The sequence below is a fragment of the Corynebacterium lehmanniae genome, from assembly GCF_043161975.1.
In the GTDB taxonomy this organism is placed as follows: Bacteria; Actinomycetota; Actinomycetes; order Mycobacteriales; family Mycobacteriaceae; genus Corynebacterium; species Corynebacterium lehmanniae.
In genome coordinates, this window is record NZ_CP170998.1 from 1,944,531 (window position 1) to 1,957,356 (window position 12,826).

Annotated in this window: 14 protein-coding genes; 12 read left to right on the forward strand and 2 right to left on the reverse strand. The window is 66.3% G+C overall.

The genetic code is table 11. The annotated features are described in order from the left end of the window. Positions 1–3: 3 nt before the first annotated feature. From ACF3NP_RS09445 to ACF3NP_RS09475, 7 genes are all read left to right on the forward strand, one after another. Positions 4–465, forward strand: a complete 462-nt coding sequence (locus ACF3NP_RS09445) for a sodium:proton antiporter (protein WP_181890123.1) — start codon at positions 4–6, stop codon at positions 463–465. After that, positions 465–2,012: a monovalent cation/H+ antiporter subunit D family protein gene (locus ACF3NP_RS09450; RefSeq protein ID WP_392398643.1), complete on the forward strand. Its 1,548-nt coding sequence runs from the start codon at positions 465–467 to the stop codon at positions 2,010–2,012. The genes ACF3NP_RS09445 and ACF3NP_RS09450 overlap by 1 nt, the downstream gene beginning before the upstream one ends. Then, complete coding sequence (locus ACF3NP_RS09455; protein ID WP_181890125.1) at positions 2,012–2,449, forward strand: monovalent cation/H+ antiporter subunit E; 438 nt, start codon at positions 2,012–2,014, stop codon at positions 2,447–2,449. Before ACF3NP_RS09450 ends, ACF3NP_RS09455 begins: the two co-directional genes overlap by 1 nt. A 3-nt stretch (positions 2,450–2,452) precedes the next feature. After that, positions 2,453–2,719, forward strand: a complete 267-nt coding sequence (locus tag ACF3NP_RS09460) for a cation:proton antiporter (RefSeq protein ID WP_181890126.1) — start codon at positions 2,453–2,455, stop codon at positions 2,717–2,719. Continuing rightward, entirely contained in the window at positions 2,719–3,033 is a 315-nt protein-coding gene (locus ACF3NP_RS09465) for a Na+/H+ antiporter subunit G (RefSeq protein WP_181890127.1), read from the forward strand. Before ACF3NP_RS09460 ends, ACF3NP_RS09465 begins: the two co-directional genes overlap by 1 nt. A gap of 12 nt (positions 3,034–3,045) precedes the next feature. Continuing rightward, entirely contained in the window at positions 3,046–3,597 is a 552-nt protein-coding gene (locus ACF3NP_RS09470) for an RNA polymerase sigma factor (protein ID WP_181890128.1), read from the forward strand. 80 nt (positions 3,598–3,677) lie between these two features. Further along, positions 3,678–5,204 (forward strand): YkvI family membrane protein, encoded by a 1,527-nt coding sequence (locus tag ACF3NP_RS09475; protein ID WP_236883628.1) that lies wholly within the window; start codon positions 3,678–3,680, stop codon positions 5,202–5,204. Between the two features lie 124 nt (positions 5,205–5,328). Here the strand turns inward: ACF3NP_RS09475 and ACF3NP_RS09480 are convergent, their stop codons facing one another. Both ACF3NP_RS09480 and ACF3NP_RS09485 read right to left on the reverse strand, forming a co-directional pair. Further along, complete coding sequence (locus ACF3NP_RS09480) at positions 5,329–6,354, reverse strand: aspartate-semialdehyde dehydrogenase (RefSeq protein WP_181890129.1); 1,026 nt, start codon at positions 6,352–6,354, stop codon at positions 5,329–5,331. Positions 6,355–6,366: 12 nt separating this feature from the next. Then, positions 6,367–7,632, reverse strand: a complete 1,266-nt coding sequence (locus ACF3NP_RS09485) for an aspartate kinase (RefSeq protein WP_181890130.1) — start codon at positions 7,630–7,632, stop codon at positions 6,367–6,369. Positions 7,633–7,722: 90 nt separating this feature from the next. Here ACF3NP_RS09485 and ACF3NP_RS09490 point away from each other — a divergent pair, with 90 nt between their 5' ends. The 5 genes from ACF3NP_RS09490 (at position 7,723) to ACF3NP_RS09510 (ending at position 12,819) form a co-directional block, all read left to right on the forward strand. Continuing rightward, on the forward strand, positions 7,723–8,574 hold the full coding sequence (locus ACF3NP_RS09490; RefSeq protein ID WP_181890131.1) for a DMT family transporter: 852 nt from the start codon (positions 7,723–7,725) through the stop codon (positions 8,572–8,574). Positions 8,575–8,610: 36 nt separating this feature from the next. Continuing rightward, the gene (locus ACF3NP_RS09495) at positions 8,611–9,027 is read left to right on the forward strand and encodes a helix-turn-helix domain-containing protein (protein WP_181890132.1); all 417 of its coding nucleotides are present in this window, start codon (positions 8,611–8,613) and stop codon (positions 9,025–9,027) included. A 1-nt stretch (position 9,028) separates the two neighbouring features. Further along, positions 9,029–9,589, forward strand: a complete 561-nt coding sequence (locus ACF3NP_RS09500) for a PIN domain-containing protein (RefSeq protein WP_181890133.1) — start codon at positions 9,029–9,031, stop codon at positions 9,587–9,589. Between the two features lie 139 nt (positions 9,590–9,728). Next, a complete protein-coding gene (gene leuA / locus ACF3NP_RS09505) occupies positions 9,729–11,540 on the forward strand; it encodes a 2-isopropylmalate synthase (protein WP_181890134.1) in 1,812 nt (603 codons plus the stop codon). Between the two features lie 55 nt (positions 11,541–11,595). Then, positions 11,596–12,819 carry a hypothetical protein gene (locus ACF3NP_RS09510; RefSeq protein WP_392398644.1) on the forward strand — a complete coding sequence of 408 codons (1,224 nt, stop codon included), beginning with the start codon at positions 11,596–11,598 and terminating at the stop codon, positions 12,817–12,819. The last annotated feature ends 7 nt before the right edge of the window (positions 12,820–12,826 follow it).

The window sequence follows — 12,826 nt, forward strand, 5'->3', positions numbered from 1 at the left end:
CCCATGGTCATGGCACTTACCATCGCAGTCCTGGTCGCGGGATCGGTGTACCTGGTTCTGCAGCGCGGCCTCGTGCGGGTGATCTTCGGCATGTCCCTGTTCGGCCACGCCACCAACCTCACCCTGCTCGCCACAGGCGTCGGCGCATGGCGCGGGGAAGCCTTCCCGTCGCGTGTGCCGTTCGAGGACATGGCGGATCCACTGCCCCAGGCATTCGTGCTCACCGCCGTCGTGATCGCGATGGCCACCACGACGATCCTGCTGATGCTGTCCGCGCTGGGGCGTAACGACGACACCGCGGAGCAGCCCACCGGCACCGACGCCGGCTACTCCAAGATGCGGCTGAGCCCGTCGGCCCTGTCTACCGCCGGCCGCAACGCCCGGCTGAACCAGAAGAAGCTGGAGGAGATCCGCGCACGCGAGATCAGCCACGTTGACAACGAAAGCCTGAGGGTGACCGACTAATGGCCGTAGACGCAATCCTGCCCGTATTTGTGGCGCTGCCGCTGATCGTCTCCGCGGTCACGGCGCTCAGCCCCTGGAAGTGGCTCAACGACGCCCTGGCGATTCTCATCCCCGCCATCAACCTAGGCCTCGGCGTGTGGCTCTACGGCTACACCCGCGACCACGGCACTGTCGGCCACGTCATCGGCCTGTACCAGGGCGGCGTGGGCATCTCCTTTGCCGCCGACACGTTCTCCGCCGTGATGATCGTGACCACCATGATCGTGGCACTGATGTCCAACTGGTTCGCCATCGTCGTCGGCGAAACCCAGTCCCGGTTCTACGTGCCCCTGTCGCTGGTGCTCATCACCGGCGTCTCCGGCGCGCTGCTCACCGCCGATCTGTTCAACTTCTTCGTCATGATCGAGGTGTGCCTGCTGCCGTCCTACGGCCTGATCGCCATGACGGGCACCCGCCACCGCCTGCTGTCCGCGCGCATGTTCGTGCTGGTCAACCTGGCGGCATCGACAATGCTCGTGCTCGGCGTGGGCTACCTCTACGCTGTGACCGGCGCGGTGAACCTCGCCTCGCTGCAAGGCGTGGCCGCAGGCAACGGGCCTGCCACGGTGGCCACCGGCATCGTCGTCATCGCCATCGCCACGAAGGCCGGCGTGTTCCCCGTCTACACCTGGCTGCCGCGCACCTACCCGTCCACCTCCGCGGCCGTGATGGGCCTGTTCTCCGGCCTGCACACCAAGGTGGCCGTGTACATGCTCTTCCGCATCTGGGTGATCATGTTCGACATGGACCCGCGTTGGAACACGCTGCTCATCGTGGTCATGGTCATCTCCATGATCATCGGTGGCTTCGCCGGCCTGGCCGAGGCCACCATGCGTCGCGTGCTGGCCTACCAGATGGTCAACGGCATGCCGTTCATCCTGATCATGCTGGCCTTTACTAACGACGACGCACGCTACGCCCTCGCCGCCGGCCTGCTCTACACCCTGCACCACATGATCACCATCGCGGCACTCGTGCTGAACTCCGGCGCGATCGAGGAGACCTACGGCACCGGCACCATGGCGAAACTGTCCGGCATCGCCCGCCGCGACCCGTGGACGTCCGCCGTATTCGTCGCCGGCGCGTTTTCTATCGTGGGTTTCCCGCCGTTTTCCGGCATCTTCGGCAAGGTCACCGTCGTGCTGGCGGCCGCCTCCGCCGGGGACTGGCGCTCCTGGGTGGCCATCACCGCCATCATCATCGCCTCCTTCGGTGCGCTGCTGTCCATGATGCGCATGTGGCAGCGCGTGTTCTGGGGCCGGCCGATGCAGAACTACCCCGAGGCGCTCAACGTCCGCGCCAGCTTCATGCTGCCGTCCGCAGTGCTGATGGTCATGTCGCTGTGCATGTTCATCTTCGCCGGCCACATGTGGGACATCACCACCAACGCCGTCGACGACCTGCTCGACGTTGACGCCTACACCACCGCCGTGCTCGGCGACGACCCCATCGGCGTCCCCGCACCCGGCGACACCTTCGGCGCCGAAACCAATGGAGGCGAGAACTAATGCGAGGCTTCTTCCACGGCGTGAAGTACGCCGTCTGGCTTGCCAAAGAGATCTTCGTGGCCGGCTTCGACGCCGTCGCCAAGGCGTTCAACCCGGCGGCGAAGTTCGACCCCATCGTCATCTACTACCCGCTGAGAGTGAACACGGACTGGGACGTCTTCTGGTTCACCACCTCGATCACTGCAACCCCGGGAACGCTGTCCATGGGGCTGCGCCACCCCGTCGCCGACAACGGGCCGATCATCCTGCTGGTGCAGGCGGCGTTCGGCTCCGACCCGGAAGATGTCATCGCGGGTTTGGCGGATATGGAGGAACACCTTCGGCCGTCGCTAAGCAAACGCCCCATCGACCCGAAAACCGTCGCCTGGGAGCCCTACGTCGACCACGGCCCGGACACAAACGGCGACAACGTGCCGCCGGCCGAAAGGATGGATTAAGCCATGTTCACCACCATCATGCAGATCTGCCTGATCATCATGGCCGTCAGCCTGCTCATCGCGCTCGGCGCCGTGATCCTGACCAAAGACGAACTCTCCCGCGCCGTGATGGCAGACGTGATCTTCTACTCCATGATCGCCATCTTCCTCGTGTGGACGCTGTTCAATTCGTCTGCCATCGCGTACGAGATCCCGCTGCTCGCCGGCCTGGTGTGCGGCGTGATCCCGACGATCTCCATGGCCCGCATCATCTCGAGAGGACGCCGCTAATGACCATCGCCGAAATCATCGTCGCCGTGCTGGTTGTCGTGGCCACCATCTGCGTGGTCGCCACCACCATCCTGCAGCTGCGCGCCCCCGACGCCCTGACGCGCGTGAACCTGCTCGGCCCCCTGGTGGTCGTGGCCTTCCCCATCCTCATCGTGGCCAAACTCATCCACTCCTGGACCACCACCGGCTTCGACCTCAACGACTTCATCCGCGCCGTGCTGGCCATCGCCGCGGTGTGGATCGTCGGCTCCGTGGCGTCGTTCATCATGGGCCGCTCCCTCTACGGCGTCACCGTCTCCGACAAAAAGAACTAACGTAATGAGCTTGTGAGCACTAGCGACGACGCGTACGTCACGGACCTGGCACTGCGCGCCGGCCGTGGCGACAAACACGCGCTCACCGAATTCATCCGGCTCACCCAAAACGACGTGTGGCGCTTGCTTGCCCACCTCGCCGGACCCCAACACGCCGACGACCTCACACAGGAGACCTACCTGCGCGTCCTCGGCTCGCTTCCGCGCTTCCAAGCCCGCTCCACCGCGCGCACCTGGCTGCTGTCGCTCGCGCGCCGCGCCTGGGTGGACTCCGTGCGCCACGACATGGCCCGACCCCGCAAATCGGCGGCCGAATACGAAGACGTCGCCGCCGCCAACCCCAGCCCCGACAACCCCAACACCTGGGGCGACGTCATCGACGCACGCTCGCTTCTCGACGAGCTACCGCCCGAACGCCGCGAAGCCCTCGTACTCACGCAAGTGATGGGCTACACCTACGAAGAAGCCGCCCGCATCGTCGGCGTACGCGTCGGCACCATCCGCTCCCGGGTGGCCCGCGCCCGGCGGGATCTGGTGGCGGGCACGGCCGAAGGATCGTCGTAAAGCGCATGCAAAGGTGCCAACCGGGAGAAATTCGCATAAGTTTGTAAAAGGTTTTGCTAAACAACTCCCGGAGTTTTTTCATGCTGAAAAACGCACTACTAATTTCATTCGCCTTCATCGGCACCGTCGTCGGCGCAGGCTTCGCATCCGGCCAGGAAGCGATGCTGTACTTCTCCGCCTTCGGCACCCAAGGCATCTGGGGCGCAGTCTTAGGCTCCGCGCTGATGCTCATCGCCGGCGTGACCATCCTCCAGCTCGGCTCCTTCTTCCAAGCCAAAGAGCACATGGAAGTCCTCGGCTCCATCTCCTCGAAGGTGATGGGCTGGATCCTGGACATCGCCACCATTGTCACCCTGTTCTCCATCGGCTTTGTCATGTTCGCCGGTGCCGGCGCCAACCTGAACCAGCAATTCGGCATCCCAGTGTGGATCGGCGCGGTGCTCATGCTCGCCGCCACCATCGGCTTCGGCATGCTCGACGTGGACAAGGTCACCGGCGCCATTGGCGCGCTCACCCCGTTCTTGCTGGTGTTTGTCATCTTCGGATGCGGCTGGACCCTGATTAACGCCCACCCGGACTGGAGCGCGCTGAACGCCGCGGCGGCGCAGGTGGATACCTCCCTGCCCAACTGGTGGATCGCCGCGCTGAACTACACCGGCCTGAACGTCATGTGCGTCGTGTCCATGGCGCTGGTCATCGGCGGCAACCACCTGGACACCCGCGCAGCCGGCCTCGGCGGTCTGTTCGGCGGCATCGGCTACCTGGTCATGCTCATGCTGCTGGCGCTGGCGCTGCTGGTCAAGATCGAGACCGTCGAAGGCCAGGACATGCCGCTTCTGACCCTGATCAGCGACATCAACCCCACCATGGGCCTGATCATGTCCCTGGTCATCTTCGGCATGATCTTCGCCACCTGCCTAGGTATGTTCTTCGCCCTGGGCAAGCGCCTCGCCCGCGGCCGCGAAGACAAGTTCCGCGTCATCTTCATCTCCGCCTGCTTGATCGGCTTCGTGCTGTCGTTCGTGGGCTTCCAGCAGCTTGTCTCCACCGTGTACCCGATCCTGGGCTACCTGGGCCTGCTGCTCATCGTCGTGATGACCATCGCGTGGGTCCGCGGCATCCCCAAGCTGCGCAAGGAAGGCGACCGCCGCCGCCGCGCCCTTGAGCTGACCCGCAAGAAGATGGACCCGGCCGAGCGCTTCACCAAGAACGACGAGCGCGAACTCGAATACATCACTGCCAAGTCCAACGTGGACTCCGAGGAGCTGTCCGAGGCCCTCGAGGAAGAGGTCGCCCAGGAGCTGCTCGACGACGATGAGAGCGAGTTCGAGGAAGAAGACCGCGAGAACCCCTCCGACGTGGTCTACGTCTCCTACACCGACCCCGTCTCCGCCGACGAGTACCGCCGCAACCCCGACGAGCCGTGGAACGACCACACCGTCGACGACATGATCGCCGCCGAAGAAGCCGAGGAGGCGGCAGCCGGGCCGGACAACAGCCTGGGCGGCGACAAGGACGACGAAGAAGACGAAGACGAGGACGCCGCGGAGGAAACCGGCGGCTCGACCGCAGTGAGCGCGAAGGACGACGGCTCGACCAAGCTGTAGCGCCCACCAACGCTTTAAGCCCCACCGACGATTCCCGGCGGAATCTGTCAGTGGGGCTTTATCGTGCCTGGTCGACGCAAACGGGCGGCGGAATCTGTCAGGAGCGCCGCCCCGCCGCCTGGCGTTAGACCAGCAGCTCGGCGATCTGGATGGTGTTCAGCGCCGCGCCCTTGCGCAGGTTGTCGCTGGCGACGACGAGCACGAGCCCGCGGCCGCCGTCGACGCTCTGGTCCTGGCGGATGCGGCCCACCAGGGACTCGTCGATGCCGGTGGCGGCGCGAGGCGTCGGCACGTCCACCACTTTCACGCCCGGCGCGCCCGCCAGGATCTCCTCGGCCTGCTGCGGGGTGACGGCCTCGGAGAACTCGGCGTGCACCACCATCGTGTGGCCGGTGAACACTGGCACGCGCACGCAGGTGCCCGCCACCTTCAGCTCCGGTAGCCCGAGGATCTTGCGCGATTCGTTGCGCAGTTTCTGCTCTTCGTCGGTTTCGGCGGAGCCATCGTCGACAAGCGAGCCCGCAAGCGGCAGCGCGTTGAACGCGATGGGCTCGACGTAGGGCCCGAGGTCGCTTGGCTTTTCGACGTCCTCCCGGACCAGCCCGCGCGGATCCCCCAGCGCCTCAACCTGGGTGGCCAGCGCCTCGACGCCAGCCAGCCCCGAGCCGGAAACTGCCTGGTAGGAGGCGACGCGGAGGGTGGTCAGACCGAAGGCGTCGTGAAGCGGCTTGAGCACCGGCATCGCCGCCATCGTGGTGCAGTTCGGGTTGGCGATGATGCCCTTGGGCAGCTCGCGCGCCGCCTCCGGGTTGACTTCGGTGACGATCAGCGGGACGTCCGGGTCCTTGCGCCACGCCGAGGAGTTGTCCACGACGGTCGCGCCCGCGGCGGCGAACACCGGCGCCCACTCGCGCGAGGTGGACCCGCCGGCGGAAAACAGGGCGATGTCCACGTCTTTGACGGACTCCTCGGTGACCTGGGTGAGGTCCTCGACGGTAATCTCCTCGCCGCGGAACTCGAGCTGCTTGCCCGCGGAGCGCGGGGAGGCGAAGAAACGGACCTTGTCGGCGGGGAAGTTGCGCTCTGTGAGGATGTCGCGCATCACGCGGCCGACCTGGCCGGTGGCGCCGACGACTGCGAGAGTGGTCATTGAAAACTCCTTCTAACGTCCGGTGCCTGCGTAGACCACGGCCGGCTCGTCGCCGCCGAGGTCGAACTTGGTGTGGATCGCGCGCGCGGCCTCGGCCACGTCCGCCTGGCGCACCACGGCGGTGATGCGGATCTCGGAGGTGGTGATCATCTCGATGTTGATGCCGGCGTCGCGCAGCGCGTCGCAGAAGTCGGCGGTGACCCCCGGGTGGGACTTCATGCCCGCGCCGACGAGCGAGACCTTGCCGATCTCGTCGTCGTAGCTCAGATCGTCCCAGCCCTCGGCAGCTTGCAGCTCGCGCAGCTTCTCCATGGTGCGCGCGCCGTCGGCCTTGGGCAAGGTGAAGGTGATGTCGGTCTTGTTGTCTTCGGCGCTGGAGATGTTCTGGATCACCATGTCGATGTTGACTTCACCGTCGGAGAGTGAGCGGAAGACCTTGGCGGCCTCGCCGACCTCGTCCTGGATGCCCAGGATGGTGATCTTGGCCTCCGAGTCGTCGGTGGCCACGCCGGAAAGTACTGCTTCTTCCATGGGGATATCCTCCAATGCTCCGGCGACCAGGGTGCCGGTATCTGTGCTGTAAGACGAGCGCACCCGCATGGGCACGTTGAACGCGCGGGCGTACTCCACGCTGCGCAACACCAGGATCTTGGACCCGGACGCGGCAAGCTCGAGCATCTCCTCGAAGCAGAGGGTGTCCAGCTTGCGCGCGTCCGGCACGATTCGCGGGTCGGCGGTGTAGACGCCGTCGACGTCGGAGTAGATCTCGCATTCGTCGGCGTTCATCGCCGCGGCCAGGGCGACGGCGGTGGTGTCGGAGCCGCCGCGGCCGAGGGTGGTCACGTCCTTGGTTTCGCGGTTGACGCCCTGGAAGCCGGCGACGATGGCGATGTTGCCTTCGTCCACAGCCTCCTGCACGCGCCCCGGGGTGACTTCCAGGATGCGGGCGTTGCCGTGGCGTTCGGTGGTGATCACGCCGGCCTGAGAGCCGGTGAAGGACTGCACCTTCTCCCCCAGCGCGTGCACCGCCATGGCCACCAGCGAGTTGGAGATGCGCTCGCCGGCGGTGAGCAGCATGTCCATTTCGCGCGCGGGCGGGGTGGGGTTGACCTCGGCGGCGAGGTCGAGCAGTTCGTCGGTGGTGTCGCCCATGGCGGAGCAGACCACCACGACGTCGTTGCCGGCGCGGCGCGTGTCCACGATCCGCTGGGCCACGGCCTTGATCCGCTCCGCGCTTTCCAGGGAGGATCCCCCGTATTTCTGAACGATCAGTGCCATTCGTACCTCCGCGGATCTGCGTGCATTCCAACGGTCAAGAATAGCGTCCCAAAACTGCCGATTCAGCCACCCGCGTTAATATCATTCACTGTGCACAACAATTTTCTCGCCGTCGCGTTCGCGCTGATCTCGGCCGCGACCATGGCGGCGGGGACTGTGTGGCGCCACCGCATCATGCGCGCGGGCGCCCCCGAGGGGGAGAACAACGACTCGCCGTTACGGTCCCTGAAGCGGCCGGCGTGGTGGGCGTCGATGGGCATCGCATTTTTGGCGTACGGCTTCCAGGCCGCGGCGCTGGCGTTCGGGTCGCTGCTGGTGGTGCAGCCGATCCTGGCGCTGTCGCTGATGCTCACGCTGCTGTTTTCGGCGTGGGCGGACAAGCGCCACATGCACACCGCGGAGGCGTTTTGGGCGGTGCTGCTCACCGCGTCTGTGGGCGGGGTGGTCGTGCTCGGCCGCCCGCTGCCCGGCGAGCGCGACCCCGCCGCCTGGGAGTGGTGGGTTGTCGTGGGCACCGCGGTGGCCATCATTGCGGCCTCGTACGCCATTGCTTCTCGACGTCCCCCCGCCGGCAAAGCCCTCATCTTCGGCTCCGCCTGCGGCGCCATGTACGGCTACCAAGCCGTGTTTTCCAAAGTCGCCGTCGACGGCTTCGTCCACGGCGGCGTGACCGGCCTGCTCGCCACGTGGCAGTTGTGGGCGATGCTGGCCGCGGCCACGGCCGGCACGATCGTGCAGCAGTACGCCTTCGCCGCGGGCAGGCTGGCCACATCGCTGCCGGCGTCGAAGATCATCGAGCCGCTCGTCGCGTTCTCCCTGGGCCTGCTTGTGCTCGGCGAATCCTTCCGCGTGGATTCGGTGCTGGGGTGGGCGGCCGTCGGGACGTCGATAGGCGTGATGCTCGTGGCCGCCGCAATGCTCACGCGGGTGAGCATCCGGTAGGGTGTCAGATATAACTGTCAACCTAAGGGGGTTGCGATGACGCTGATACCCGCAAGCGGAAACCTGCACTTCACCCGCGACACGCAGCGGCGCGTCGCCCATTCGATAGACCGTCTAAGCGTGCTGCACGACGAAACAGGCCACCCGCTGCCCGACGACATCAACGAAGTACTCCACGCAGTCCTGCGAGCAATTGCTGAAGGCGAACCGCTCTCCGTCTCCTCACTGCCGGAAGAAGTCACCCCCAACACCGCCGCCTCAATGTTGGGCCTGTCCCGCACTACGGTGATGAAATACGTCGACGAAGGGCGCCTTCACGCCACGAAGGTGGGCAGCCACCACCGGATTCCTGCACGTGAAGTACTTGCCCTACGCGACGAGATCGAGCGCAAAAGGTTGGACGCAGTATTCGACGTCATGCAGCTAGAACACACGATGGGCAACAGCCACTGACATGGTCCGCAACGTGCTGCCCGACGCAAACATTTGGGCCTCCGCGACCTTGCATTCATGGTTCGGCCTGATTGCTGCGGTCTCTCCCGGAGTGTGGAAATTTCACTGGACCGAGGACATCCTCGCCGAAGCGGTACATGCGAGGCGGCGCCGATTCCCGCACGCATCGAGCACACAGATGGAACAACTCCGGGAACGACTCATGACAGTGATGGGCGACAACCAAATCCGCGACTTCCCTTTCGACGGCAGCGCTACACTGCCGGACCCGCTGGATGCGCACGTCCACTCCGCGGCCGTTCACGGTGACATCGACGTGCTAGTGACACAAAATGTGGCCGATTTCCAAGTGGCCGAGCGCCTGCCGTACGACGTCGTCACCGCCGACCGCTGGCTCGTCGAGGCAGCCGACACCGCACCGCGCGTTGTTGATCGGACGATCTCCCAGCAGCTTGAATTCCGGCGACGTATTGGTGAACCGTTCGACCTCGCCGCCCAGCTCCGCACTGCGGACTGCCCAGGGTTCGCTGAAATTGTGCACACACGACTCGACCTGATGTAAGGTGTGCCACATGTCGCACAGGGCGCTTCTCCTTCTACGCCGCGGCGGGAATCAGGCCAACTAACACGGCCGGCACCCCGTCGCGGAGTTTCTGTTGGCCGGCCGTGGAACACACACCCCCAACAAAAGGAGAGCTCCAATGACCGACTTTTTCGCACCCCGCGAGATCCAGACCCCTTCCGGCCCGCGTTACGACGGCCAGCCCGCATGGAACAAGCAGCGCGGCTCGCAGATGCCGGTGGACCGCTACCTCACCTTCGCCGAAGAGGTCGAAGACATCCAACTGCCGGACCGCACCTGGCCCGACAAGAAAATCACCCGCGCGCCGCAGTGGTGCGCCGTGGACCTGCGCGACGGCAACCAGGCGCTGATCGACCCGATGAGCCCCGAGCGCAAGCGCCGCATGTTCAACCTGCTGGTGGAGATGGGCTTCAAGGAGATCGAGGTCGGCTTCCCCTCCGCCTCCCAGACGGACTTCGACTTCGTGCGCGAGATCATCGAAAAGGACATGATCCCCGACGACGTGACCATCCAGGTCCTCGTGCAGGCGCGCGAGCACCTGATCCGCCGCACCTTCGAGGCCTGCGCCGGCGCGAAGAACGTCATCGTGCACTTCTACAACTCCACCTCGAAGCTGCAGCGCCGCGTGGTCTTCCGCAAGGACCGCGACGCGATTAAGAAGCTGGCCACCGACGCCGCGGAGCTGATCAAAACCATCGCCGCGGACTACCCGGACACCAACTGGCGCTGGGAGTACTCGCCGGAGTCCTTCACCGGCACCGAGCTGGACTTTGCCAAGGAAGTCTGCGACGCCGTGGTGGACGTGATGGGGCCGACGCCGGAAAACCCGATGATCATCAACCTGCCGTCCACGGTGGAGATGATCACCCCCAACGTGTACGCGGACTCCATCGAGTGGATGCACCGCAACCTGCAAAACCGCGAGTCCATCATCATCTCCCTGCACCCGCACAACGACCGCGGCACCGGTGTCGCGGCCGCCGAGCTGGGCTACCTGGCCGGCGGCGACCGCATCGAGGGCTGCCTGTTCGGCAACGGCGAGCGCACCGGCAACGTCGACCTGGTCACCCTCGGGCTGAACATGCTCACCCAGGGCGTGGACCCGCAGATCGACTTCTCCGACATCACCCGCATCCGCGAAGTGGTCGAGTACTGCAACCAGCTGCGTGTGCCGGAGCGCCACCCCTACGGCGGCGACCTGGTCTTCACCGCGTTTTCCGGCTCGCACCAGGACGCGATCAACAAGGGGCTGGATGCGCTGGCACAGAATGTGCGTCCAGAAGCAACGAGCTCCGACGTCACCTGGGAAGAGCTGCGGGAGACCACCTGGGAGGTGCCGTACCTGCCCATCGACCCGAAGGACGTCGGCCGCACCTACGAGGCTGTGATCCGCGTGAACTCGCAGTCCGGTAAGGGCGGGGTGGCCTACATCATGAAGACGGACCACGGCATCAACATGCCGCGCGCGATGCAGCCGGAGTTTTCCGCGATCGTGCAAAACATCACCGACTCCGAGGGCGGCGAGGTCAACTCCAAGAACATGTGGGACGTCTTCGCCACCACCTACCTGGACTTGGACGAGCCGTTGGAGCTGGCGCACTACCGCATCGACGCCGCCGAGGAGGAGGGCGAAGACACCCGCGTGGAGGCGACGGTGGTCTACGAGGGCGCCTCCCGCGAGGTCGCGGGTGCCGGCAACGGCCCGATCGCGGCGTTCGCGAACGCGCTGGAGCAGGTCGGCATCGACTTCGAGGTGCAGGACTACTCGCAGCGAGCCCGCAGCGCGGGCGACGACGCGGACGCGGTCTGCTACATCCACGCGGACGTCGACGGCACCTCGGCGTGGGGTGTGGGTATCGCCGGGTCGACCACGCGCGCGTCGCTGGAGGCGATCGTCTCGGCGGTCAACCGCTCGACTGCCGCGAATTAGCGCCCGCGCGTTATACTTGCGTGACTTAACCACACTTTTCAGCGGGAGGTTCGCGATGGCCATGTACGAGGTGCCTTCGGGCCCCCGTCGCCTCCCCGTGGAGCATTTGCCTATCGACGTTCCTTCGGCGACCCTCACCCCGGAACTCGACGTCGTGGTGGACGGCGAGACCGTCGGTTCGGTGGAGGACGCGGAGCTGGCCCAGCTGGCGTCGTCTGGTGTGACCCCGGTGGTGGCCGTGGACGGCGGGGCGGTTGTGCTGCCGCCGGCCGGCCAGGTGTTGCCGGTGAACACCCCGCCGCGCGAGCCGTGGGCGCTGCTGCCCGCAGGCGAGCGCTACGTGGCTGACCTTACCGGTAAGCTGCCGGTGGAGGCGCCGGCGCAGGTGCTGGTGTCGATGGGCTTCGACGACGCCGGCGAGATCGTGCTGTGCGTCGACGGCGACATCATCGGCGAGCTGGACCCGGCCGCCGGCGAGGCGCTGACCCCGACGCTGCGGCGCCTGGAGGACCGCGGGCTGATCGCAGTGGCGCGCGGCTACACCACCGCGGTGGAGGCTGGCACGTCGCTGGCCGTGATCGCCGGCCCGATCCCGACCGATGACATCCCGATCTCCCCGCTGCCGCCGATCGTGCGCGAGGTGGAAGTCGCGCACCCGGGCACGAACTTCTTCGCCACCATGGACGCGGAGGCCGCAGCCCTTGCCGCGGACACGGAGGAGCGCCCGGCGGAGTCCGTGCGCGAGCCGGGCAAATCCCGCGGCCCGTTGATCGCCGCGGCCGCGGCCGTCGCGGCGCTCGTGCTGGCGGGCGTGGGCACCGTGGTGATAAGCTCGCCGTCCGGCCTGCAGCGCGACTCCACCTCGGCGTACCAAAAAACCAGCGAGGTCTCGCAGCCGAGCAGCTCGGCAGAACCCTCGACACAGCCCTCCACCGAGCCGACCGAGGAATCCACCGAACCCTCGCCCTCCCAGTTCAGCACCGAGCTGCCGGAAAACGCCCCGGAGCCCGTGGTGGAGGTCCAGCAGCCCGCCCCTGCCCCGCAGGAGCAGGCCCCGGCCCCCGCGCCCGCGCCCGCGCCAGCCCCCGCGCCGCAGCAGCAGGCCCCCGCACCGGCCCCGGCGCCGGCGCCCGCTCCCGCCCCCGCACCGGCTCCCGCGCCTGCACCTGCCCCGGATCCCGCGCCGCAGCAGCAGCCGTACGAGTACAACATCGGCGGGCTGAAGGTGCGCTCCAACACCAGGCTGGATCAGCCACTGTACGAGGTGGCCGAGCCGTAAGCTACGT